At 74.9% G+C, this 22633-nt stretch carries 25 protein-coding genes; 19 read left to right on the top strand and 6 right to left on the bottom strand.

All coding sequences use genetic code 11. From position 1 onward, the window contains the following. The first annotated feature begins 95 nt into the window (after positions 1–95). From MUK52_RS01515 to MUK52_RS01545, 7 genes are all read left to right on the top strand, one after another. Positions 96–581, top strand: a complete 486-nt coding sequence (locus MUK52_RS01515) for a cation:proton antiporter regulatory subunit (RefSeq protein ID WP_174250393.1) — start codon at positions 96–98, stop codon at positions 579–581. Positions 582–642: 61 nt separating this feature from the next. After that, positions 643–987 (top strand): S26 family signal peptidase, encoded by a 345-nt coding sequence (locus MUK52_RS01520; RefSeq protein WP_284574261.1) that lies wholly within the window; start codon positions 643–645, stop codon positions 985–987. Between the two features lie 112 nt (positions 988–1099). Further along, complete coding sequence (locus MUK52_RS01525) at positions 1100–1522, top strand: hypothetical protein (protein ID WP_284574262.1); 423 nt, start codon at positions 1100–1102, stop codon at positions 1520–1522. Between the two features lie 325 nt (positions 1523–1847). Further along, on the top strand, positions 1848–2291 hold the full coding sequence (locus tag MUK52_RS01530; protein WP_114055627.1) for a nuclear transport factor 2 family protein: 444 nt from the start codon (positions 1848–1850) through the stop codon (positions 2289–2291). Between the two features lie 656 nt (positions 2292–2947). Then, the gene (locus MUK52_RS01535; RefSeq protein WP_284574263.1) at positions 2948–3379 is read left to right on the top strand and encodes a CAP domain-containing protein; all 432 of its coding nucleotides are present in this window, start codon (positions 2948–2950) and stop codon (positions 3377–3379) included. A gap of 107 nt (positions 3380–3486) precedes the next feature. Beyond that, entirely contained in the window at positions 3487–3984 is a 498-nt protein-coding gene (locus MUK52_RS01540) for a hypothetical protein (protein WP_284574264.1), read from the top strand. Positions 3985–4017: 33 nt separating this feature from the next. Beyond that, positions 4018–4446 carry a VOC family protein gene (locus MUK52_RS01545; protein WP_284574265.1) on the top strand — a complete coding sequence of 143 codons (429 nt, stop codon included), beginning with the start codon at positions 4018–4020 and terminating at the stop codon, positions 4444–4446. A 29-nt stretch (positions 4447–4475) separates the two neighbouring features. Here the strand turns inward: MUK52_RS01545 and MUK52_RS01550 are convergent, their stop codons facing one another. Beyond that, entirely contained in the window at positions 4476–5516 is a 1041-nt protein-coding gene (locus MUK52_RS01550; RefSeq protein WP_284574266.1) for an ArsR/SmtB family transcription factor, read from the bottom strand. 96 nt (positions 5517–5612) lie between these two features. Between MUK52_RS01550 and MUK52_RS01555 the strand changes: the two genes are divergently transcribed. The 6 genes from MUK52_RS01555 to MUK52_RS01580 all read left to right on the top strand — a co-directional run bounded on the left by MUK52_RS01555 (position 5613) and on the right by MUK52_RS01580 (position 12062). Beyond that, on the top strand, positions 5613–6881 hold the full coding sequence (locus MUK52_RS01555; protein WP_284574267.1) for an MFS transporter: 1269 nt from the start codon (positions 5613–5615) through the stop codon (positions 6879–6881). 82 nt (positions 6882–6963) lie between these two features. Then, entirely contained in the window at positions 6964–8241 is a 1278-nt protein-coding gene (locus MUK52_RS01560; protein ID WP_284574268.1) for an Nramp family divalent metal transporter, read from the top strand. 196 nt (positions 8242–8437) lie between these two features. After that, the gene (locus tag MUK52_RS01565) at positions 8438–9082 is read left to right on the top strand and encodes a hypothetical protein (protein WP_284574269.1); all 645 of its coding nucleotides are present in this window, start codon (positions 8438–8440) and stop codon (positions 9080–9082) included. Positions 9083–9176: 94 nt separating this feature from the next. Beyond that, positions 9177–9386 (top strand): ferredoxin, encoded by a 210-nt coding sequence (locus MUK52_RS01570; protein ID WP_284574270.1) that lies wholly within the window; start codon positions 9177–9179, stop codon positions 9384–9386. Further along, positions 9379–10770 (top strand): NAD(P)/FAD-dependent oxidoreductase, encoded by a 1392-nt coding sequence (locus MUK52_RS01575; protein ID WP_284574271.1) that lies wholly within the window; start codon positions 9379–9381, stop codon positions 10768–10770. The genes MUK52_RS01570 and MUK52_RS01575 overlap by 8 nt, the downstream gene beginning before the upstream one ends. A gap of 29 nt (positions 10771–10799) precedes the next feature. After that, on the top strand, positions 10800–12062 hold the full coding sequence (locus MUK52_RS01580) for a cytochrome P450 (protein WP_284574272.1): 1263 nt from the start codon (positions 10800–10802) through the stop codon (positions 12060–12062). A gap of 157 nt (positions 12063–12219) precedes the next feature. Here the strand turns inward: MUK52_RS01580 and MUK52_RS01585 are convergent, their stop codons facing one another. The 3 genes from MUK52_RS01585 to MUK52_RS01595 all read right to left on the bottom strand — a co-directional run bounded on the left by MUK52_RS01585 (position 12220) and on the right by MUK52_RS01595 (position 15744). Then, a complete protein-coding gene (locus MUK52_RS01585) occupies positions 12220–13263 on the bottom strand; it encodes a quinone oxidoreductase family protein (RefSeq protein WP_162793201.1) in 1044 nt (347 codons plus the stop codon). Between the two features lie 103 nt (positions 13264–13366). Continuing rightward, positions 13367–14431: a hypothetical protein gene (locus tag MUK52_RS01590; protein ID WP_284574273.1), complete on the bottom strand. Its 1065-nt coding sequence runs from the start codon at positions 14429–14431 to the stop codon at positions 13367–13369. Next, positions 14428–15744, bottom strand: a complete 1317-nt coding sequence (locus tag MUK52_RS01595; RefSeq protein WP_284574274.1) for an FAD-dependent monooxygenase — start codon at positions 15742–15744, stop codon at positions 14428–14430. Before MUK52_RS01595 ends, MUK52_RS01590 begins: the two co-directional genes overlap by 4 nt. A gap of 439 nt (positions 15745–16183) precedes the next feature. On the opposite strand from MUK52_RS01595, the gene MUK52_RS01600 reads away from it, so the two are divergent. From MUK52_RS01600 to MUK52_RS01620, 5 genes are all read left to right on the top strand, one after another. Continuing rightward, positions 16184–16711, top strand: a complete 528-nt coding sequence (locus MUK52_RS01600; protein ID WP_114055612.1) for a hypothetical protein — start codon at positions 16184–16186, stop codon at positions 16709–16711. 188 nt (positions 16712–16899) lie between these two features. Beyond that, positions 16900–17175 (top strand): DUF6400 family protein, encoded by a 276-nt coding sequence (locus MUK52_RS01605; RefSeq protein WP_284574276.1) that lies wholly within the window; start codon positions 16900–16902, stop codon positions 17173–17175. After that, the gene (locus MUK52_RS01610; protein ID WP_114058661.1) at positions 17162–17419 is read left to right on the top strand and encodes a hypothetical protein; all 258 of its coding nucleotides are present in this window, start codon (positions 17162–17164) and stop codon (positions 17417–17419) included. The genes MUK52_RS01605 and MUK52_RS01610 overlap by 14 nt, the downstream gene beginning before the upstream one ends. Positions 17420–17614: 195 nt before the next feature. Continuing rightward, positions 17615–17824, top strand: a complete 210-nt coding sequence (locus MUK52_RS01615) for a hypothetical protein (RefSeq protein WP_284574277.1) — start codon at positions 17615–17617, stop codon at positions 17822–17824. Further along, positions 17821–18549: a restriction endonuclease gene (locus tag MUK52_RS01620; protein WP_284574278.1), complete on the top strand. Its 729-nt coding sequence runs from the start codon at positions 17821–17823 to the stop codon at positions 18547–18549. Before MUK52_RS01615 ends, MUK52_RS01620 begins: the two co-directional genes overlap by 4 nt. Here MUK52_RS01620 and MUK52_RS01625 read toward each other — a convergent pair. Beyond that, a complete protein-coding gene (locus tag MUK52_RS01625; RefSeq protein WP_350204889.1) occupies positions 18546–19256 on the bottom strand; it encodes a GNAT family N-acetyltransferase in 711 nt (236 codons plus the stop codon). The genes MUK52_RS01620 and MUK52_RS01625 overlap by 4 nt on opposite strands. Positions 19257–19330: 74 nt before the next feature. Here MUK52_RS01625 and MUK52_RS01630 point away from each other — a divergent pair, with 74 nt between their 5' ends. Next, positions 19331–20755: a hypothetical protein gene (locus tag MUK52_RS01630; protein ID WP_284574280.1), complete on the top strand. Its 1425-nt coding sequence runs from the start codon at positions 19331–19333 to the stop codon at positions 20753–20755. Between the two features lie 44 nt (positions 20756–20799). Here the strand turns inward: MUK52_RS01630 and MUK52_RS01635 are convergent, their stop codons facing one another. Beyond that, a complete protein-coding gene (locus tag MUK52_RS01635; RefSeq protein WP_284574281.1) occupies positions 20800–22587 on the bottom strand; it encodes a protein kinase domain-containing protein in 1788 nt (595 codons plus the stop codon). Positions 22588–22633 lie beyond the last annotated feature (46 nt).

A 22633-nucleotide genomic window follows, 5' to 3' on the forward strand; every position in this document is an offset into this window, starting at 1 on the left:
CACCCGTACTGGCCCCCATGCTGCGGCCCCGCCGGAGATGGCACGATGGGCACCGCGCCGGCGCCCGGCACGGAACGACACGAGGGGGATGGGCCGTGCCTGCTCAGCGGACGAGTACGACGCGACTGCCCGGGATCGGGGTCCAGCACGACCTGACGACCGAGGAGCAGCAGCACGTGTCGGTGGTGGCCCACCGCGACGGCACCCGCACGCTGAGCCTGTACCGGGGCGACGACCCGGACGACTGTGCTGCCTCGCTGCACCTGACGGCGGCCGAGGCGGCCGTCGTCGTCGACGCGCTGATGCCCTGCCACCACAGCCCCAATCTGCTGCACACCAGCGACCTGGGCCTGGTTGCGGAACGCATCGAGCTGGCGGGCCACTCGCACTGGAACGGCCGCCTGCTCGGCGAAACCCGTATGCGGACGAGGACGGGCGTCTCGGTGGTGGCCGTCCTCCGCCGCGCCGCCGCCCGCCCGTCGCCGACCCCGGCGTTCCGCCTGGCAGGCGGCGACACTCTGATCGTGATCGGCACCCGGGAGGGCGTGGAGGCCGCAGCCGAACTCCTGGGCCGCAGGTAGCCGAGAGAAGCGACGTCTCATTCAATGGGGACGCAGCCGGGGCATCTGCCACGATCACCGGATGGGTGCATTGGCTGCAGTGGCAGTCAGGGTTGCCGGCGGAGCCACCGTGACGTTCCGGCCCAGCGGCTCCTCGATGGTTCCGCTGATAAACAGTCGGCAGCAGGTGGTCGTTGCCCCGGTCGACCCGTCGAAGTTGGAGGTGGGGGACATCGTCCTCGCCCGTGTCGCCGGGACGGTCTACCTGCATGTGGTGTCGTCGACGGACCGCACCGGGAGGCGGGTGCAGATCAGCAATGACCGTGGTCGCGTCCACGGTTGGACCAGCCGCGACCGTGTATTCGGCATTTGTGTGGCAGTCGACGGCGCGCCCCGAACCGGGGTCGCAGGCAAGTCCCTCGGGTGACTCCAACGACGTTGATCGAGAATGTGGTTGAGGCGGCTTCGTCGCCCGACAGTGCGAACGTTGCTGCTGCGGCACACACTTGTCGTCGAAGCCCGTCTACAAGGAGGTGGGGATGGAACAGACGGTCTCCGAATCCGTCAGGTACGCGGCCGTCTGTCAGGACTGCGGTGCCGAGCTGGAATGCCGGGGAGTCCAGGCCTTGGTGGGTGGCCGGTTGCGCTGGGACGTCGAGTCAACCTGTTCGACCTGCGGGTTCACGGTGGCTTTGTGCGGTGGCTCGATGCCGGCGGAACGGCGGGGCCAGATGCTCTCCGAGCACGGACCTGCGAGGCTGCAGGTGAGCAGTCAGCAGGGGCAGAGCGTTGCCATCATGCGTGTACTGCGGACCGAACTCGGCATTGACGTGACAGACGCCAGGGCTGCGCTGCGCCGCGTACTGGACGGTGTCCACTCAGGAACGCTTCCCGAGATGGAGCATCTGGCCCGCATGCTCCGGAAGTCCGGCATCGCTGCTGTGGCTGCTCGCCCTTGCTGATGGTTTCAGCGAGTCAGGGTGTCGTGCGGCTCCGGAGGCTCCGGTCCGGACGACGGTGGCTGCGTTCCCTGACCGGTCCTGGTGAAGCCCGGGACGTGACCCGGCATCGGTCACGACCTGGCTCGTCTTGATCACTGCGGGACAGTCTCCCGCTTGATCTGCGACGTCCGCGCCGTTGGTCAGCCGCTGTAGGGCGCGTATTGAAAGTCGATCTTGGTGACGGATTTTCGTTACTTCAGAGGTAGTGGTCTCGACCTGCTTGCGTTGGCAGGATTGGTGATCTCTCCGCGTCGACAGGACGCGGGCCAGGACGGAGGGGTCACCCATGTCTTCAGCCGCACCTACGAACACGCGCACCGTGGTCGAAGAGCTGCTGCGGAGGATCGGTGAGGGCGACCCCGAGCGCATTGCCGAGCTGTACGCCGAGCAGGGCGATTGGAAGCTGGACTGGCCGGAGGCCGAGCATGGTCGTGCTGCCACGCCGTGGATCCGTCACCGGTCGACCCGGGCCGATGCGGCCGCTCACTATCGCGAGCTTGCCGAGCACCATGTGCCGGAGCATGTGGCGACTGAGGTGGAGCGCATCCTCATCGACGGTAACGACGCGGTCGTGCTGGGAGAGATCCGCCAGACCGCCCGGCCCACCAGACGTGCGTATCGCGCGCGGTTCGCCCTGCACCTCACCGTTGAAGACGGCCTTGTCACCCGGCACCACGTTTACGAAGACAGCCTCGCCGTCGCCCGGGCATTCGAGGCGGAGGATCGCTGAAGGACCAGTCCCCCCGGAGGTCCCCGATGAGCCCGTGGTCGCCGACCGGCGGTTATCGACGCAGGCGAGTCCCTTCGCGGCTGCCGGCGGCCCGCCCCGCCCCCTCACGCCAAGGCCGCGGCCGGGGCCCGGCGCCGCAGCCGGTGTCACCGCCCGGACACGTTCGGCCGTGCGGGTGACGCCGGCCGCGGGCCCCGTTCAGAGCCGCGGCCAGGACGATGTGCTGCTCCTCGCGTACGGCCGCCGACTTGGCCGGCGGCGCCGAGTTCCCCTCGTGCGTGGAAGGCGGGACGGCCCTCTGCCGCCGAAGCAGGCGGCAGGCCGGAGGACGGGACCGGGCCCCATGGCGGCTCCGGCGGCCTGCGGCAGCCTGGAGGCCGAGCCGCGCGGCCGGTCGCCCCCTCCCCCGCCCACCACCGCTCACCCCGCTCATCACTCTCCTCACCGTTCTTCGTTCTGCCCGCAGGAAGTGCGGCCTCCGTGAACCGCCGTGCTCCCAGCCCCGCAAGCGGTCGGCGGCGGTCGCGGCCGCCGCCCTGGCCGCCGCTCTGTCCCCCCTCGTCGCGGCGCCGCCCGCCGCGGCCGTCACCTGTGATACGGCGGACGCCAACCGGGCCCCCACCGCGGCCGGCGCCGCGCAGGCGCGCAGCGTCGTCGTGTGCCTCGTCAACGCCCAGCGCACGCGGCGGGGACTGCCGGCTCTCACCGTCGACCAGGCCCTGACGGCCGCGGCGCAGCAGCACTCGGCCGCCGCGGTGCGACTGAAGTGGTGGGGGCCCGGCAGGGACCCGCACCGCAATCCGGCGACCGGCTCGACGCCGCAGACGCGCATCCAGGCCGCCGGCTACTGCCCGAACCCGCGCTCGTGGCAGTTCGGCGAGATCGCCTACACCGGCTGGGGCGGGTCCGGCACCCCGCAGGCCGCCGTCACCTGGTGGATGAGCAGCCCCGGGCACCGCGCCGTCATCCTCAACTCGGCGCTGCGGAACATCGGCCCGGGGGTCCAGCCCGGCGCCGCCGACCTCGCCGGGGCCACCGCGTCGAACGGCGGCACGTACGTCGTCACCTTCGGCCGCTGCCGGCGCTGACACCTCCGCGCGCCCCCGGTGTGCCCGGACTCTGTACAGGCGGGGCGCGCCGCCGGATGCTGGGGGTGGCACATGCCGGGGATGCCCTGCCGGGGGAGGTCGTCGCAGTGGAACCGCACGACGCGTACGGGGGCGGTTCCGCGGCCGGCCGGCCGTGGGAGGGCGTCCGGATGCCGCGGCCGGTGCGCCGGCTGCGGATGCTGCTGATGCTGCTGGGCGGTGTGCAGGCCGTCGTCGGGGTGTGGCTCGTGACGGACAGTATGGCCGTTGCCGCGGCGGTCTGGGGCGAGGAGGACGCCTCGGCGCCCTGCTGCCGCCCGGAGGTCGAGGAGCGCGCCGGCCAGGTCGTCTGCGGCGGGCTCGTCGTGCTGGCGGTGGCGGCGTGGGGTGTCGTCACCGCGCTGAAGTTCCCGCTGCGGCTGCGCCGGCTGCGGGTTGCGGCCTGCGCGTACGGGTGGGTGGCCGTGCCGTTCGCGCTGGTCGTGTACCGGGTGGAACCGCTCCTCGGCCTGGCCTGGCCGGTGCCGGCGGTGCTGGCGGTGGTGTGGGCCCGGCGGCCGGAGTGCGCGGCGTGGTTCGACCGGCGGACGGCTCCCGTGCCGTGACACCGGGCGTTCGATCGGTGGTAGCTTCCCGGCATGGAGCAGCGGATCAGCCTGATCACCCTCGGCGTGGCCGACCTCGGCCGGGCCCGTGCCTTCTACGAGGAGCTCGGCTGGCGCGGGCAGCAGGCCGAGGAGACGGTGTTCTTCCAGGCGGGCGGCCTCGCGCTGGTCCTGTGGGGGCGCGACCGGCTCGCGCAGGACAGCGGCGTCGAGGATGCCCCCGGGTGGGGCGGGATCGCCCTGGCGCACAACGTCCGGTCCCCGCAGGAGGTGGACGAACTCGTCGAGACGGCCCGGCGCGCCGGGGCGGCGGTGACACGGCCGCCCGCGCCGACGTTCTACGGCGGCTATGCGGGCGTGTTCATCGACCCCGACGGCCACGTGTGGGAGATCGCCCATAATCCGGGCTTCGCCCTCGCCGACGACGGCACCCTCACTCTCCCGGACTTCGGCACGTCCTGAAGGCAGGTCGCTGAAGGCAGGCCGTGCCGTCAGCCGCCCGCGGTGAGCCGGTCGCCGAGCCTGCTGCGCCGGTACAGGACCTGCCGGCCGTGGCGGGTCCGGGTGGCCAGCCCCGCGGCGTGCAGGACGCGGAGGTGCTGCGACACCGCGCTGGGGGTGACGCGCAGGCGGCGGGCGAGTTCGGCCGTCGCGGCGGGCTCCGCGAGCATGCGCAGCAGCCGGGCCCGGGGCGCGCCGAGCAGCAGGACGAGGGCGTCCCCGGCGGCCCGCCCGGCCGCGTCCGCCCCGTTCCGCAGGACCGGTTCGGGTTCGGCCTCCCACAGGGTGGCCGCGCCGCGGCTCGGGTAGAGCAGGGAGGGCGGCTCGTCGGGGCACACCGGCGGCGCGCACTTGTGGGCGAACACGGACGGCACGAGCAGCAGACCGCGGCCGCAGGCCTTGGCCTCGTACCCGCCGATGGTGCGGTGGACGCGCAGGAAGCCCCGGGATCCGGCGTCCTCCCAGCGCAGTTGGGGGTGCATGTCGGCGAAGAGCAGCCGGGCGCCGCCGCGGGCGAGCTGCCGCGCCCGGTACGTCATGTCGGCTTCGGCGACGAGGCGGATCTGCGGCCAGACCGGCCGGATGGCGATCTCCCAGTAGCGGTGCAGGAGTTCGCACACCGTGTCGCGCAGCGCGGTCACGGGCCCGTCGCCGGGGGCGGTCGCCGCGTGCAGGGGTGCGGGCAGCGGGTGCGGGGCGTGTGCGGCCAGCAGGTCGCGGCGCACCCGGTCGGGCGGGGTGCTGCGGACGACGGCCAGCTCGTCCTCGAAGTGCGGCTCGAACACGGCGGGGCGCGGCGTGAGGAAGTCGGGCAGGGTGAGGAGGTCCGCGACGAGGGACAGCAGAAGCCCGGTGTCGAGACCGCCGCCGAGGCCTGCGATCCGGGCGAGGACCGACCGGCGCCAGGGCAGGTGCAGGACGGAGACGCCCGGATCGCGCAGCACGCGCAGGCTCAGCACCGTCTCGCCGAGCGGCGAGAGCGCGAACCGGGTGTGGGCCAGGTCCTCGACCCCGAGCTCGAAGCTGATCATTAAGCGGCACGCTACATCAATTGGCAGGGCCGGTCCCGTGCCGTGGACTCTCCCCATGACCTCCTTCACCTCCCGCCTCCCCACGGGGGCGGCCGGATGAGCCGCAGGCTGCTGCTGCTCCTGGCCGTGACCGGCGCCGTGGCCGTCGGCAACCTGTACTTCCCGCAGGCCATCGCCCCGCTGATCGCGGACGGCCTGGGGGTGTCCCCCGACGCCGCGTCCCTCGTGGTGACCGCCACCCAGATCGGCTACACCGCGGGCATGGTGCTGCTGGTGCCGCTCGGGGACCGCTTCCCGCACCGCTCGCTGCTGGTGGTCCTGCTCGCCGTCACCGGTCTGGCCCTGCTGGCCGCCGGCTGCGCCCCGGCGCTGCCGGCGCTGGTCGCCGCGAGCGCCCTGATCGGCCTGGCCACGGTGGCCGCGCAGGTCATCAGCCCGCTCGCCGCCGGGCTGGTCGCGCCCGACCGGCGGGGTGCGGTTCTCGGCGCCCTGCTCAGCGGCTCCACCGGCGGCATGCTGCTGGCCCGCGCGTTCGGCGGCGTCCTCGGCGAATGGCTCGGCTGGCGGGCGCCCTACCTGGTGGCCGCGGCCGTCGCGCTGCTCCTGGCCGTGGTCATGGCGTACGCGGTCCCCGCCACCGCCCCCGCGGCCGCCGACGCCCGCAGGCCGTACCGGGAGTTCCTCGCCGAGCCGCTGCGGCTGCTGCGCGCGGAGCCGGAGCTGCGCCGCTCCTGCTTCTACCAGGCGGCCGCCTTCGGGGCGTTCTCGGCCGTCTGGACGAGCGTGGCGCTGCTCCTGACGGGTCCGGTGTACGGGTACGGGGCGCAGGCGGTCGGCGTGCTCGCCCTGGTCGGCGCGGTGACCATGCTGTGCACGCCGTACGCGGGCCGGCTCGTCGACCGGCACGGGCCTGGGCCGGTGAACCTGGCGGCCCTCGCCGGGGTCGCCGTGTCGGCCGCGGTGCTGGCGGCGGGCGGGCTGGGCGGTCTGCCGGGCCTGGCCGCGCTGGCGGCGGGCACGCTGCTGCTGGACGTCGCCATGCAGGGCGGGATGGTCGCCAACAAGGCGCGGGTGTACGCCCTGCGGGAGGGCTCGCTCAGCAGGCTCACCACGGCGTACATGATGTGCGCCTACCTGGGCGGTACGGGAGGGTCGTGGCTCGGCGTGCGCCTGTACGCGGCGTGCGGGTGGGGGGCGGTCTGCGCGCTGGTCGCCGCGCTCGCGGCCGCCGGCCTGCTGCGGCACCTGTGGCCCCGGGGCGGCGGGCGCACCGGGGTTGGCGGGCGGCGGCGCGTACGGCCGGCGGGCAGGGGCGCCGGCGGGCGGGCCGCGGGCCCGGCGGGCGTGCCGGGCGGCACTGGCTGAAAAGCCCTCTTGCGCGCGGGGCGCGCAGCGCCTTTCGTGGCCCGTCGGAGCCGGTGCAGGACGGACGGGAAGGCGGGCGCGGATGGCGGACACGACCACGACCGGGACGGGGGCGCGCGGCGGGGTGCCTCCCCGCAGGGCGGGCTGGCGGTCGATCGGCCCGGGGATCGTCGTCGCGGCGACCGGCGTCGGCGCCGGCGACCTCGTGGCGACCCTCATCGCGGGCGGCAGGTTCGGCTACACGCTGCTGTGGGCGGCGGTCATCGGCTGCCTGGTGAAGATCTCGCTGGCCGAGGCCGTCGGCCGCTGGCACCTGGCCACGGGCCGCACCCTGTTCGACGGCTGGCGCAGCCTCGGCTCGTGGACGACCGTGTACTTCGCCGGGTACGTCGTCGTCTGGGGGTTCGTGTACGGCGCGGCCGCGATGTCGTCGAGCGCGCTGCCGCTGGCGGCGCTCTTCCCGGGCACGCTGGACCTGAAGGCGTGGGCGGTGCTGTGCGGACTGGTGGGGCTGGTGTTCGTCTGGTTCAACCGGTACGCCGCGTTCGAGAAGGTCATGACAATCCTGGTCGGCGTCATGTTCGCGGTGACGGTGTACCTCGCGGTCCGGGTCACCCCGCACCTGGGGGCCGCGGTCGCCGGCCTGGTGCCCGTCCTGCCGGAGGGGTCGCTGGTCTACACGCTCGGCCTGATCGGCGGCGTCGGCGGGACCATCACGCTCGCCGCGTACGGCTACTGGGTCAACGCCAAGGGGTGGCGGGACACCGGCTGGATGAAGGTGATGCGGCTCGACAACCGGGTGGCCTACCTGACCACCGGCGTGTTCGTGGTGGCGATGCTGTTCGTCGGCGCCGAGCTGCTGCACTCCTCCGGCATCGCGCTCGCCAAGGGCGACCGGGGGCTGCTCGACCTCGGGACCGTCCTCGCGCAGACGTACGGGGACACCACCGCCAAGCTGTTCCTGATCGGGTTCTTCGCCACCTCGTTCACCTCGCTGATCGGCGTCTGGCACGGGGTGAGCCTGATGTTCGCGGACTTCGTGGGCAAACTGCGGCCGTCGCTGGTCCCGGAGGGGCGGAGCGCCGAGAAGTCGCTGCCGTTCCGGGCGTACCTGCTGTGGCTGACGTTCCCGCCGATCAGCCTGCTGTTCCTGGACCAGCCGTTCGGGCTTGTCGTCGTGTACGGGGTGATCGGCGCGCTGTTCATGCCGTTCCTGGCGCTGACGCTGGTGTGGCTGCTCAACTCGGCCCGCACGCCCGCCGAATGGCGCAGCGGGGCGGTCAGCAACGGCATGCTGGGCGCCGCCGGTCTGCTGTTCGTGCTGCTGTGCGTGCAGCAGCTGCGCGACCTGCCGTGGTAGCGGGGCCCGGAGGCCGCCGGGCCCCGGGTCAGGGGGCCGCGTCACCGCCCCGGGCCTCGCCGAGTTCGCCGGCGAGGTCGGCGAGGACCTCGCCGGTGACGCGGCGTGCGGCGGCCGCCATGGCGGGGTGCGGCGCCCCTCACCCGAGTGCGCGGGCCCGCTGGCAGTGCGGCGCCGGCGGCGGCTTGCTGGGGGCATGAGAGAAACCCTGCCGGATGCACCGTCGGAGACGCGGCTGGGCACGCCGGGGGCCGCGGGCCTCGCCGGAGTGGCCTTCGCCGTGCTGCTCGCCGCCGCCATCGTCCTCGTACGGGCCGCTCTGCCGTCGGGCGGCGGCGGGGCCTCCGTGGCCGTCGCGCCGGGCCGGGAGAGTGCGCTGCGGGCGGCGGTCGAGCTCGTCCCGTTCGCCGGGATCGCCTTCCTGTGGTTCATGGGGGCGCTGCGCGAGCACACCGGAGCGGCGGAGGACCGGTTCTTCGCGACGGTCTTCCTCGGCAGCGGGCTGGTCTTCGTCGCGTCCCTCTTCGCCGCCACGGCCGCGGCCGGAACCGTGCTCTCCGCCGGTGCGCCCGAGTCGTTCGGCCGTCACTTCGCCTACACGCTGATGACCACCTACGCCCTGCGGATGGCCGCCGTCTTCGTCTTCGCGACGTCGACGATCGGACGGCGCATGGGCGTCATGCCGCGCGGGCTGACCGCCGCGGGCTATGCCGCGGGGCTGGTCCTGCTGTTCGTCGGCTCCGCCGTGCCGTGGACCGAGCTGGTCTTCCCGGCATGGGCCCTGGCCGTCAGCGTGTACATCCTGCGTGCGGCCCGGCGCCGGCGTCGGACGGCCGCGTAGCCCTCACTCCAACGGCACCCCCCGGCGGGCCTTCCCGGGCCGCAGGCCGCACGCTGGCCCGAGGAAGCGCGGGGGCCAGTGAAAGGACCGCACCTTGCTCAGACTCGTCGTCGATCTGAACCGATGCCAGGGGTACGCCCAGTGCGCCTTCCTGGCCCCCGACGTCTTCGCCCTGCACGGCGACGAAGGGCTGCTGTACGACCCGCAGGCCGAGGCCGCCCAGCGGGAGCGGGTCGCCCAGGCGGCCGCGGCGTGCCCCGTGCAGGCCATCCTCGTCGAGGACGCGGAGGCCGCCGATGCCTGAGTCGGAGCTGGAGTCCCTCAAGAGGAGCGGGCGGATCGTCGTCGTGGGTGCCTCGCTGGCCGGCCTGCGGGCCGCGGAGACCCTGCGGGAGAAGGGCTTCAAGGGCACCCTGACGATGGTCGGGGACGAGCCGTACGAGCCGTACGACCGACCGCCCCTTTCCAAACAGGTACTGCTGGGCATGGCCCGAGCCGAGAACACGGCGCTGCCGCGCCGCCGCGCGATCGAGGCGGAGTGGCGCCTCGGCGTGCCCGCGAGCGGCCTCGACATGGCCGGGCGCCGGGTGAAGCTCGCCGACGGCGACGAGGTGCCCTACGACCGGCTGCTGATCGCCACCGGCGTGCGGGCCCGGCCGTGGCCGAACGAGGCGGAGGGCGAACTCGACGGCGTGTTCGTGCTCCGCACCCGCGCGGACGGCGCCGGCCTGGCGCGGCGGCTGGAGGCCGGGCCGCGCCGCGTCCTGGTCATCGGCGCCGGGTTCACCGGCTCCGAGATCGCCTCGGCCTGCCGGGAGCGCGGCCTGGAGGTCACGGTCGCGGAGCGGGCCGACGCCCCGCTGGTCGGCGCGCTCGGCGGGGTGATCGGGGCGGTGGCCGCCGGAATGCACCGCGAGCACGGGGTGGACCTGCGCACCGGGGTGATGGTCACCCGCCTCGAAGGCGATGCGGGCGGCCGGGTCCGGGCCGCGCACCTCTCCGACGGCGCGGTCGTCGAGTGCGACGTGGTCGTGGTGTGCCTGGGCGCGCAGCGCAACACCGAGTGGCTGGCAGGCTCCGGGCTCGGCGCGGGACCGCGCGGCATCGCCTGCGACGCCGGCTGCCGCGCGTTCGGCATCACGGGCATCGTCACCGACGACATCTACGTGGCGGGCGATGTCGCCCGCTCGCCGCACCCGCTGTTCGGCTACCAGTTCCTGTCGCTGGAGCACTGGGGGAACGCGGTCTCGCAGGCCGAGACGGCGGCCCACAACATGCTCAGCAACAGCGCCGGCCGGCGCCCGCACATCTGGGTTCCCGCTTTCTGGTCCTCCCAGTTCGGGGTGAACGTCAAGTCCGTCGGCGTCCCGACGATGGGCACCGAGATCATGATCACTCAGGGGTCCCTGGGCGAGCGCCGGTTCGCGGGGGTGTACGGCTACCAGGGCCGGATCATCGGGGCGGTCACCTTCGACAACGCGCGCTGGCTGGACTTCTACCAGCGGCAGATCGAGGCGACGGCGCCCTTCCCGCCCGAGTTCACGAACGTCGACCGGCGCCCCGAGGGCAGCCGGCCGGTGCCGGCGGAGTTCCCGGACCCGTCAATCCCCACGCACGGCCCGACGGTGACCCTCAGCGGGTACTCGCCGGCCGACCGCCGGATGACCTTCACCCCCGCCGGGAACTGACCGCCCGTACGTCCCCCGGAGGACCTGTCATGAAGCAAGGGATCCTGAGTCAGATCCTGGACTACTCGAACCGCGCGAACCCGTACCCGCTGTACGAGGAGCTGCGCAGGACGCCCGTCTTCCACGACGGGGAGGGGCCGTACGTGGTCAGCACGTACCACGAGATCCACGGCCTGCTGCACGACCCGCGCCTGAGCTCCGACACCCGCAACCGCGGCGCGGCGGCCGGCGACCCGCTGGCCGGGCAGGAGGAGGGCGAGCAGCAGCTGCCGCCGAGCTTCCTGAAGCTGGACCCGCCCGAGCACGACCGGCTGCGCCGGATGACGAACCGGCCGTTCGGGCCGCCCCATTCGCCGCGCCGCATCGACGGGATGCGGGGGGAGCTGGGGTCGATCGTGAAGGGCCTGATCGACGGGCTGGCGGACGGCAGGAGCAGATCCGGTGAGGGGGACGGGAACGGCATCGACCTGGTCGACCAGTTCTCGTACCCGTTCCCGGTGACGGTGATCTGCCGGCTGCTCGGTGTGCCGCGGGAGGACGAGGCCCGCTTCCACGTGTGGGCCGACACGCTCGCCGCGAGCCTGGACCCCGATCCGGACGCCGACGCGGAGCAGCGGGAGAAGGCGACGAGCAGCGCCCGGATGGAACTGGGCATGTACCTGGCCGGCCTGATCGAGGAGCGGCGCAAGAACCCCGGCGACGACATGCTGTCCCAACTGGCGGCCGGGCACGGCCAGGGCGAGACGATGTCGACGATGGAGCTGCTCAGCACGGCGGCGCTGCTGCTGATCGCCGGCCATGAGACGACCGTCAACCTGATCACGAACGGCATGCTGACGCTCCTGCGCCATCCGGACGTGCTGGAGCGTCTGCGGCGGGAGCCGCGGCTGGCGGTGCCGCTGGTGGAGGAGCTGCTGCGGTACGAGCCGCCGGTCCAGCTGCTGCCGCAGCGCACGCCCCTCTGCGACATCGAGGTGTGCGGGGTGACCATCCCCAAGGGGGCGCCGATGTGGCTGGTGCTGGCGGCGGGGAACCGGGACCCGAAGCGCTTCGAGAACCCCGACCGCTTCGACCCCGACCGCAGGGACATCCAGCACCTGGGACTGGGCAGCGGCATCCACAGCTGCTTCGGCGCGCCGCTGGCGCGGCTGGAGGCGCAGCTCGCGCTGAGCGAGCTGGCGCGCCGGCTGCACAACCCGCGGCTGCTGGAGGACCCGCCGCCCTACCGGCAGAACGCGGTGCTGCGCGGGCCGCGGCACCTGGTGGTCGCCTGCGACGACATCAGGCCCTGAGCCGCCGAGCCCCAGAGCCCCTGGGCCCTGAGGGGCCGCCGGCCGTCGGGCCCCCGGACCGGGCCGCCCGGCGCAACGGAGCGCCGGGCGGCCCTGTGGCATGTCCGGGCCGGGGCCGACGCCGCCGCCGCGGGTACGGCCCGGCGGGGCCGCGACGTCAGACGGCTTCGCGTGTTCCGGTGCCTTCGGCGGACGCGGCCCGGCGGCGGGTGCCGGCGGCGGGGTCCGCTTCGGCCGCGGGGGTGGTGAACACGATGCGGGTGCCGGAGCGCACGGGGGCCTGCCAGGCGGTCTCCACGTCGGCCAGCGGCACGGTGACGGGCTCGGTGGTGGGTTCCAGGGCGGGCAGCCGGTCGAGCAGTTCGCGCAGGCAGGCGGTGCGTCGGGCGCCTGAGATGGAGCCGAGGCCGCTGCCGCAGACGTGGACGTCGGCCTTGCGCAGCCAGGCGGCGGGGAGGGTCATGTCGGCGCCGGCGGCCGAGCCGACCTGCACCCAGCGCAGGGGCCGCGCGAGGTCGGCGCGGTGGCGGAGGATCCCGTCGAGGGCGAGTTCGGCGGGCCGGTCCCACAGGTAGTCCAGGACGAGGTCGGCCTCGGCCGCCGCGGCGCCGAACGCGGCGGCGACGTCCTCGTCCGGCCCGGTCAGGGACACGGTGCGGTCGGCTCCGAGCTCCTCGGTGCGCCGCAGCGCCTCCCGGTCCCGTCCGGCCGCGACGACGGTTCCCGCCCCCTGGTCGCGCGCGAGGCGGACCGCGGCCCGGCCGGCGTTCCCGGTGGCGCCGAGCACGAGGACGGTTTCCCCGGTGCGGAGCCGACCGCGTTCGCGCAGCGCGATCCACGCGGACGAGGCGGGGTTGACGGCAGCGGCGACGGCGACCGGGTCGAGCCCGTCGGGCAGCTGCATGAGGGCGGTGGCGGGCACGGCGATGCGCTCGGCCATGGTGCCGTGCGGGGGCTCCAGCCCGGGGACGTAGACGAGTTCGCCGCCGGCGGTGCGGGCGACCGCGTCGAAGCCGGGGACGAGCGGCAGCGCCGTGGCGCCGGTGTAGTGGCCGCCCGAGGCGAAGGAGCGCACGAGCGGGTACAGCGCCGCGGCCAGTACCTCCACGACGACCTCGCCGGCGGCGGGGGCCGGTTCGGGCACCGTTGCGTACCGGGGTGGTTCTCCCAGGGCGTGGACGACGGCTGCGTACATGGACAAGCCCCCAAATGGGTGACAAGACGGCATAAACGACAGTCTGATTGTGGCGGCTGTCTGCCGTGGGCCCCGGCTGCGCCACGCGGGTGCGCCGGGGCCGCGGGTGTCAGGGGGCTTCGGCGGCGGCGTGGCCGCGCAGGCCTGCCGAGGGGGCGAAGTCCGTCAGGGAGACGGTGTAGTCGCGTTCGGCGGGACGGTAGGCGGTGCAGTAGCGGGTGGGGTACCAGCCCGGGATCCGCCAGGCCGCCGGCTGGGGAACGGGCTCGCAGGTGCGGTGCCCGGCCGGCGTGCGGTGCCGCAGCAGGAAGTCCTTGGTGAGCATGGGCTCCATGAAGACGATCTCGCCGCCGTACGCCCCGTAGATGAACGTCTGGCCGCTGAGCGTGCCCGAGGTCGGCGGGCGGCTGTCGAGGTGGGCGCCCATGGCGCCCTCGGCGGTCTGCGGGCTGCTCGCCGGGTACCCGGCCGGCAGGAAGGCGGCCGGCACCGGCTCGGCCGCCTCGGCGAGCTGGCCGCAGTCGATGAGGAGGGCGCAGCTGCCGGTGCGGATGGCGGCGCGGACCTCGCGCGGGACGAGGTAGAAGTGCACGTCGAAGTGGGGGACGTCGTAGCGGCCGTGCGGGCTGTGGCCGTGCGGGTTCCAGTTGAACAGGGCCCACTGGTACGGCAGTCCGGGCGCGTCGGGCGGCGCTGCGGGCAGGGCCAGTTCGAGGCTGTGGCCGCCGACGCACTCGTGGCGGGTGTCGGTGCTGCCGTCGCCGTCGGCGTCGTGGCAGTGCCGGCCGTCGGTGGGGGCGGAGGGGAGGGCGGTGAGCGCTGCTGCACCGAGGGACACGCCGAGTTCCTTGGGGACGCCGCCGGCGTATGCGGTGTACGTGCGGACGGTGCCGCGGCCGAGTCGCGCGGCGGGCCCGTACCGGGTGCAGGTGCGCCCGCCGTCGGTGGCCGCCGCTCCCTCCCCGGTGCAGGCGGCCGCGTCGGCCGCCGTGGCCGCGGGGCGGGCCTCGGCGGTCGCGGTGGCGGCGGGTGGGGCGAGCGCGGGCAGCAGGACCGCGAGGAGGACGGCGGCTCCGGCGAGCCCGCCGGCGGCCGCCCCGGCGGCGCGGGGGCCGCCCGTACGGCCGGCGGAGGGGCGGCGCGTGCGGGGGCCGGGTGGGCGGTGGGCGGTCATGCGGTCACGCTCCAGGAGGACCGCTCGTTGAGCGCGGTGGCGTCGGTTCCGGTGACCTGGCGCGTGCAGGAGCGGATGTCGTCGAGCCGGTCGTCGGGCAGCACGTGCCGGATGTCGCGGAAGCCGTCGGGGGCGAGCGCCTCGACCTGCCGGAGCACCGGGTCGGGTTCCAGGCGGCGGTGCGCGCCGAGGACGCGGGTGGTCTGCGGGAGGCGGGTGGCCTCGTACCGGGCGAGGGCCTGCTCCACGCCGTGGCGGGCGAGCGCCCAGGCGAGGACGCGGGCGTCGACGATGGCCTGCGAGGCGCCGTTGGAGCCGGTCGGGTAGACGGGGTGGGCGGCGTCGCCGAGCAGGACGGCGCGGCCGTCGCGCCAGGTGGGCAGCGGGTCGCGGTCGATCATCGGGTAGCGCCCGATGAGGGGGGCCGCGGAGACGACGGCGTGCAGGTCGAGGAAGTCGCTGCGCCAGCCGTCGAGGTGGGCGAGGACCTCGTCGGCGGGGACGGAGCGGTCCCAGTCGGCTCCGCCGCGCGGGTCGTCCGCGGACGGCTCGTCGGCCGTGCGGGCCTCGACGACCCAGTTGAGCAGGCAGCGGCCGTCCGGGCCGGGCCTGGTGACGGGGTAGACGACGGCCTTGACGCGCGCGTTGCAGCCGATGATGACCATGGTGCGGGCGTCGAGGAAGGGCGGCGCCGCGGTGACGCCGCGCCACATGGAGATGCCGTTGCGCAGGGGCGGGCCCTGGTCGGGGTACATCGTGGCCCGCACGGCCGAGTTGATGCCGTCGGCGCCGATGAGCAGGTCGCAGGCGGTCGGCTCGGTCTCCCCGTCCAGGAAGGCGAGGACTGCGGCCGGGGCTGTCTTCCGGCCCCGGGCGGTCTCGCCTGCGTGCTCGTAGCGGAGGAGCCTGCGGCCGGTGGACAGGGCCTGCGGGCCCAGGCGTTCGCGCACGGCGGCGAGGAGCAGCTCCTGGAGGGCCGCGCGGTGCACCGAGTACTGCGGCCAGTGGTAGCCGGCGTCGCGGCCGCGGGGCTCGGACCAGATCAGGCCGCCGTAGCGGTGGTGGAACTCCAGGCGGCCGGTGGCCACGGCGCAGGCGTCGAGGGCCTGGCCGAGGCCGAGTTCGGTGAGTTCGCGGACGGCGGCGGGCTGGAGGTTGATTCCCGCCCCGACGGCCCGGAGATTCGGGCACGCCTCCACGATCCGCACGTCGCGCAGTCCCGCCGCATGAAGACTCAGCGCGGTCGTCAATCCGCCGATTCCGGCGCCGGCTATGAGGATGCGCGGAGGATTCCGCGTGCCGACCAGAGACATTCCCTTACCTCCCGAGAAAGACCCCTGCCCGCAAACTGCGGCGGTTGTCGGAAAGGCACCACCGCCGCGTTCGGGCGAAGTGAAGGTGTGCAGGTCAACAACTCACCCTCACCCGTTCAGAGTACGGCCGTGTGCCTCCTGACGGGTGACATGGCTTTAATCGAGGTGTCGGCAACAGAAAGGCTGCGACATGCATGACGTTACGTTCGAACCGTGCGACGTCCAGCGGCTCCAGCATGCTGTTGACTACGCCCTCCACGCCTCCCACAAATCACTGGACGCCCTCCTGCCGCCCTGGATACCCGGCGAACTCCGACGGGAAATCAAGAGCGGTTGCGTCGTTTCGCATTGCGCGACACTACTGTTCCCCGAAACAGTGGATTCCGCTCTCGCGTACTTCGCCGAGAACGGGTGGGCTGCCTCGGCCACCATACCTAGCGTGCTGGTCAAGCGCCGTCTGGTGGAGCGTCACTGGCTTCCGGAGGACACCGACATACGGGTGACGCGGCTGCGCGTCACGCCCGGCCCCGCGCCCGAGGTGGAGGTCTTCCTCTTCCCGCGGTGCAGCCCCGGCTACAAGGACGACGTGAGTTCCGAAGAGCGCGTCCACGGCTTCGAGAACCACGTCGGGCTGTTCATGGCCCGCGCCGAGGAGCCCGTCCTCACCCGGCTCGCCGACCGGCTGGAGACGGCCGGCCTCATGGTCTACGAGGGCTCGGCGCACAACCCGCACGAGAACACCACCATGCTGTACTTCGCGCCCAGCGCCCCCGTCGCCACGGCGCGGCGCCGGTTCCCCCGGTGGGAGCTCCAGTGCGCCGGCGACCTGTCGGCCTGCGCGGCCCGGCGCCCCGTCCGCGCCGAGGCGCTCCGCCTCGCGTACGAGGCCCTGAAGGCGAACCGCGCGGAAACGGCCCTCACCCGCCTGTCCCGCCCGCCGGTCCCCGTGGCCGCCGCGGAACGCTGACCGCGGGCCCCCTGCCCCCCGCCCCCCTCGCCTCCGCCCCTCCCGTGCCGCCGCGCTCCCCGCCCCTGCCGTGCGCCCCCCGCACGGCAAGGGGGCGGGGAGCCCCCTTGCGGTGCCGCCGGAGCCCGGCTGTGACTCCCCCCACCCTCTCTTGACGTACCAAGGAAGGCATACCTAAGTTCCTGGGTATGGCCCCCCACGACCAGACCTCCGCCCCCGAGCCCGGCCCCGGCGCCCCCGTCGGCTTCGACGTCGACCTGACCGCGCAGGAGATCCAGCGGCGCGCCCAGGTCCTCGCCGCCCTCGGGCCCGACTGGGACCCGGTCGAGGTACTGCGCGGCGAGGAGCAGGCGTACGACCTGCTGTACTCGGGCCTCGACGCCGACCAGCAGCGGACCTACGACGGCCTCGTCGCCGCCGGGGTGCTCCCCCGCCGCCCGGGCGGTGGCCGTGCTGCCGCTTGATCCGCAGGCCGACCCGGGCCGCCGCGCCTGGGTGCCCTGCCCGCGCTGCGACGACGCCCGCGCGTGCGGGCCGTGCGCGGATCGGCGGACGTGCCCGGACCACTGGCGCTACCTGCTGACCAACACCGGCAGCCTGCTCCACCTCCAGTGCCCGGGGTGCACCCACGTGTGGGTCCACGAAACGGGCTTCGGCGCGACCCGCTCCCGCTGGGACCGCCCCACCGGCACCCTCCGGAACCTCTGACGCGACGGGCCCGCCAGGGCGACGCACGTGCGACGGCCGGACACCCGTCCGCACACACACCCACCCCATCCGGCCAAGCCCGCCCATTTCACGCCAAGCGCGGCGAAGGGCACACGCGCTTCGGCTCCACCCGGCTACACAGAGGGCTGCTGGAGTCGGCGGCCGTCACGGCCGTGCTCGGGGAGGTCTGGACGGTTGCTGACGATCAACGTGGCCGTGCTGCTCGCGGTCGTCGTCTTCTTCCGCCTGCGCCGGCGTACCCAGGCCCGCAGCCGGGTGGAGGAGCGGACCACGGCCCTCATCATCCTGGCGCTGGGCGTCCTGCTCGCGCCCACCCCGATCGGCCGCGGAATCCTGGACGCCCTGGGGCAGCCGGCCGGCGGCGTCACCCGGGCCAGCCGATGAGCCCGCGCGCCCGCAGGCCGCGAGCGCCCGGGGGCAGGCGCCCGTCGGTGCGGCGGCGCACCCGCAGGACCGCCCGGCGGCAGCGCGCACAGGAGCGCACAGCCGGCCTCGTCGTGGTCGCGGCCTGGGCGTTCGCCCTCGTGGCGGCCGTCGTCGACTGGCTGCTGACCCACTGGTGGGTCCTGATCGCGCTCGGCGTCCTCGCGGTGGCGGCCGGCGCCGCCGGGCTGCACCGGGCGCAGCAGCGGGCGCGGTGGGAGGCGGTCCGCGCGCAGGGGCTGCGCTACGGGCTCCCCCAGCTGGACGCCCTGCACCACTCGCGCTTCGAGGACGCGGTACGGGACCTGATGCGCCGGGACGGCTGCGCGGACGCGGTCCGGGTCGGGGGCGGCGGGGATCTGGGCGCCGACGTGAAGGCCACCGACCCCTTCGGCCGGCGCTGGGTGATCCAGTGCAAGCACCGCGCCAAGGGGTTGGACGGCTCGGCGGTGGGCACGCCCGACCTGCAGGTCCTCAACGGCACCGCCCGCCAGGTGCACGGTGCCGACGTCGCGGTGATCGTGACGAACGGCCGGGTCACCAGGCCGGCGGTGGCCTTCGCCGCACAGCAGCGCCTGCACGTGGTCGACCGCCACGCCCTGGCCCTCTGGGCGTCCGGCTCACGCCCCCTGTGGGAAGTCCTGCGCGCCGTCCCCCCGCCGCGCCGCCCCACCTCCCGCTCTTAGGGCCTGTATGGAGTTGCCCCGCGGCGTCGCGACGCCCGGCACGCACCCTCGGCGAACGCCGCTCCTTGCTCCACGGGGCAACTCCATACAGGCCCTAGTAGAGCAGGGGACCCGCCGGTCTGCGGATCTCCGTGGATGCGGGCGTGCAGGTGCTCGTCGTGCCAGCCGTCGGCGTGGAGCAGGGCGCTGCGCATGGTGCCTTCCAGGGGGAAGCCCGCCTGGAGGGCGACGCGGCAGGAGGCCTCGTTCCTGACGGAGTGCGTGATCCTCAGCCGGTGCAGGCCCAGTTCGTCCAGGGCCCACCGGCTGACGCGGGCCACGGCCGCGGCCATGACGCCGTGCCCCCGGCCCTCGGGCAGCAGCCAGTACACGAACTCGGCGCTGCCGCCCGCCAGGTCGACGTCGCCCAGCCCGACCAGGCCCACCGGGCGCTCGCCGCGGGGCGGGGCGATCGCCCAGACCGCCGCTTCCTCGGTGCGCCAGCGCCGGCCCCACTGGACGATCTTCTCGCGGGCCGTGGCGGGTGTCAGGTCCTCGGGCCGGTTCCAGTGCCGGATGCCGGGGTCTCGGCAGGATTCCGCCAGGGCTTCCGCGTCGGCGCCGGTCTCGTGCCAGGGGCGCAGGAGGAAGCCGGCGCGGAGGGGGAACTCCGGCTGGCCGGCCGCTCCCATGGCGCCGGCGGGGAGCACGGGGGGTATCGGATGCATCCGATCATGATGTCAGCCTGCCCTGTTAGCGTCGCCGCACCGTTGTGCAGGGGAAGGGAATCGGGAGGGTGCGGGTGGACGTCTGGGGTGGCAGGGCAGTCGGGTGCCGCTCGGCGGAGGCGGTGGCGCGGGCGGTTGGGGAGCTGATCGGCGGGGACGGCGGCAGCGTGCCCGAGTACGAGGCGCTGCTCGACGCGGTCGTCCGCCTGGCCGGGCGGGACCGGGGCGCGCTCGCCGCGGCTCTGCAGCCGGTCGTGGAGCAGTGGCCCGGCCCGTACGAGCCCCAGACCGCCGCCGCGAGGCGGCTCCTCGCGGTGGTCCGCAGCGCGGCGGGGCCGGTCGAACCGGGCCCGGCGGTGGCACCGCGCTGGCTGGAGACCTGCCAGCACGAGGCGGTCGACCTGGTGCTCGCGGCCCGTGCCGGGGAGGTCTGCTCCCTGCTGCGCCGCGGGGTGGCCGTGCCGATGCTGCTGGCCACGTCCGACAGCGCGGACGGCACGCTGGATCCGCGCGAGCTGGTGATGCGGCTGACGGAGTACGAGCAGGCGGGCGTCCGGCCCGGGCCCGCCGACCTCGGGCAGGCGCTGCTGCGCTGCGGTGGCGGGCCTGCCGACGCGGACGTGGTGGCGGCCGCCGAGGAGCTGGAGCTGCCGGAGGGGCCGCGGGTCGCCGCGTGGCTGCGCGCCGGCGGGCTGCCGCAGCCCGCGCCCAGCGTGGAGCGGGAGCCGGGTGAGCCGGAGCCGCCGAGCCGGAGGCGGCGGGCCCGGGTGGGGCGCCGCATCCTCGTCGGGACCGCGGAGCTCCCCGGGCGCGGTGACTTCCCGCGGCCGTTCTGGTCGCTGTTCCGCCGCTTCGAGCCGTTGATCGGCTGCACCCACCTGCTGCTGCGGTCCCGCGAGCGGCACGCCGCCGCCGTGCTGCCCTGGCATCCGGAGATCGTGGCGTCGCGCCTGCTGGCGCAGGTCGCGGCGACCGCCGACCAGAACGGCAGCAGCGACGGCAGCCCGGACTTCCTGCCGGCGCTGGCCCGCAGCGCGGGCCCTGCCGGGCCCGCCGTGCACCTGGCCGTGGCGTACGGGCTCGGGGCCCGGCCCGCCGCCGGCCGCGCCGCGGCGGTGGAGGCGCTGGCCGAACTGGCGGCGCGCGGCCGCCTCGACGGGGCGCTGCTGGGCGCCGGCCTGGCCCGGCTGGTGCTGCTCGGCACGCTGAAGCTCCCGGTGGTCACGGCGTCCCTCCGGGACGCTGCGGAGGCCCCGGGCGGCGCGGCCGCCGTGTGGCCGGTGGTGGCCGCGGCACTCCCGGAGCTGTTGGCGGCGCCGGGTGCGGGCGGGCCCGTACGGCCGCACGTGCCGCTGCTGACCCTGGCCGCGGACTGTGCCGCAGCCTGCGGCGCGCGCGGCACCGTCCCCGGCGTCGACACCCTCGCGGCCCGCCCCGGCTCGGCCCCCTCCGCACGGGAGGCCCGCCGCCTCCTCAGGGCCCTGACGGCCTCCGTCTGAAGCGGGGCGGCCGGCGGGGCGGCCGGCGGGTGGACTGTCGGCGCCTACGGGATCCGCCACTGCTGGGACTTGTTGTTCGCGGTGCAGGGGGTGACCGTGAGTTGTCGGCCCTGGCCGTTCGATGTCAGGCAGCCGCCCTGGAAGGCGATGTCCTTGATGGTGTAGGCGTTCGAGGACGGGACGCGCTCCAGGTTCCACCAGAGTCCGCCGCCCGCGCCGCCCAGTTCCACGCGCACCGTTTCACCGAAGTGGGTGAGGGCGCGGGCGAGGGGCTGGCCGCTGGAGGAGCACACGCGGAAGCTCTCGTAGCTGCCGCGTTCGTACACCCAGCCGAAGGCCGTGGTGCCGCCCATGACCACCTTCGTCCCCGACGCCTGGCTGTTGGAGGCCAGGCCGACCTTGAGGCCGTCGCCGACGCTGGTGATGGCGCCCCAGACGCCTCCGCCGCAGCCCTGGGGCGGGGTCGAGCCCGAGCCGCCGCCCCCGCCGGACGGGCTGCCGCCCGACGGCGTGCCGCCGCCCGAGGGGCTGCCGCCGCTCGGGGAGCCGCCTGCGGCGTTCTGGTCGGGGGCGGGGGCGGGCGGTTGGGCCGCGCCCCCGCCGCCGGGGCCGCCGGGAGGCGTGCCGGTGCTGCCGCCGCCCTGGCCGGCCGCCGGGTCCTGGGTCGGCGGCGGTGCCGCCGACGCGGGCGGAGGGGACTGCGTACCGCCGGGGGCGGTCGTGCCGGGGGCTGCGCCGCCGGGCGTCGAGGCGGACGCCGACGCGGCGGGCTGCGCGCCCGCGCCCCGCGCCTCGGAGTCCCGCGCCCAGGGCGCCACCTGGAGGACGGTGACGGCCACCGTGGCGGTCACCGTGACCGACACGGCGACCGGCACGACGACGACCGCCGGAACCCGGAGCTTCTGCCACCACTTCTTCCGCTCGCCGCCTGCGGGCTCCCTGGCGGCCGCCTGTGCGGCGACGACCGGCCCGGCCGGGGCGTCGAGTTCGCCGAGGGGCCTGCCGGCCGCCGCCCGGCGGGCCGCAGCGGCCATCACGGAGGCGTCGGTGTACCGCTCCTCGGGCTTCTTCGCCAGTGCCCGGGCGACGAAGGCGCGTACGGGCCCGGGGAACTCGCCGGGGAGGTCGGGCGCGGGCTCGCGGACGTGCTTGAGCGCGATCTCGATCACCGAGTCGCCGGTGAACGGCGGTTCCCCGGTGAGCAGTTCGAAGCAGACGACGCCCATGGAGTAGAGGTCGGAGGCGGCGACGGCGCCGTGACCCTCGGCCTGCTCGGGCGCCATGTACAGGGCGGTGCCGAGGACGGCGTGGGAGTCGGTGATGCTGGAGGTGGCCGCGCTGGAGCGGGCGATGCCGAAGTCGGTGACGGTCACCCGCCCGTCCTCGGCCACCATCAGGTTCGACGGCTTGATGTCGCGGTGGGTCACCCCGCTCAGGTGGGCGGCGTGCAGCGCGTCCAGGGCCTGGGCGGCGATGTCGAGGGCCTGCTCGGGCGGGAGCGGGCCGGACCGGGAGCGGAGCTCGCCGAGGGTCCGGCCCTCGATGAGCCCCATGACGATGTACGCGACCCGCTCGCCCGTCTCCAGGGAGCTCTCGCCGTAGTCGTGGACGTCGACGATGCCGGGGTGGCTGAGCGAGGCGAGGACGGTGGCCTCGCGCCGGAAGCGGGCGGCGAAGCCGGGCGCGTCGAGCAGGGCGGGGAGCAGGACCTTCACCGCGACCTGCCGCCTGAGCACGCGGTCGTCGGCACGCCACACCTCGCCCATTCCGCCGCCGCCGATGCGCTCGGTCAGCGTGTACCGGTCCCCGAGGACCGTGCCCCGTCCCCACATGTGTGCTCCCCCGCGATGCCGGCTGCCCGGTGGTACCTACAAGTGC

The organism is Streptomyces sp. 2P-4, assembly GCF_030167965.1.
Lineage (GTDB): Bacteria > Actinomycetota > Actinomycetes > Streptomycetales > Streptomycetaceae > Streptomyces > Streptomyces globosus_A.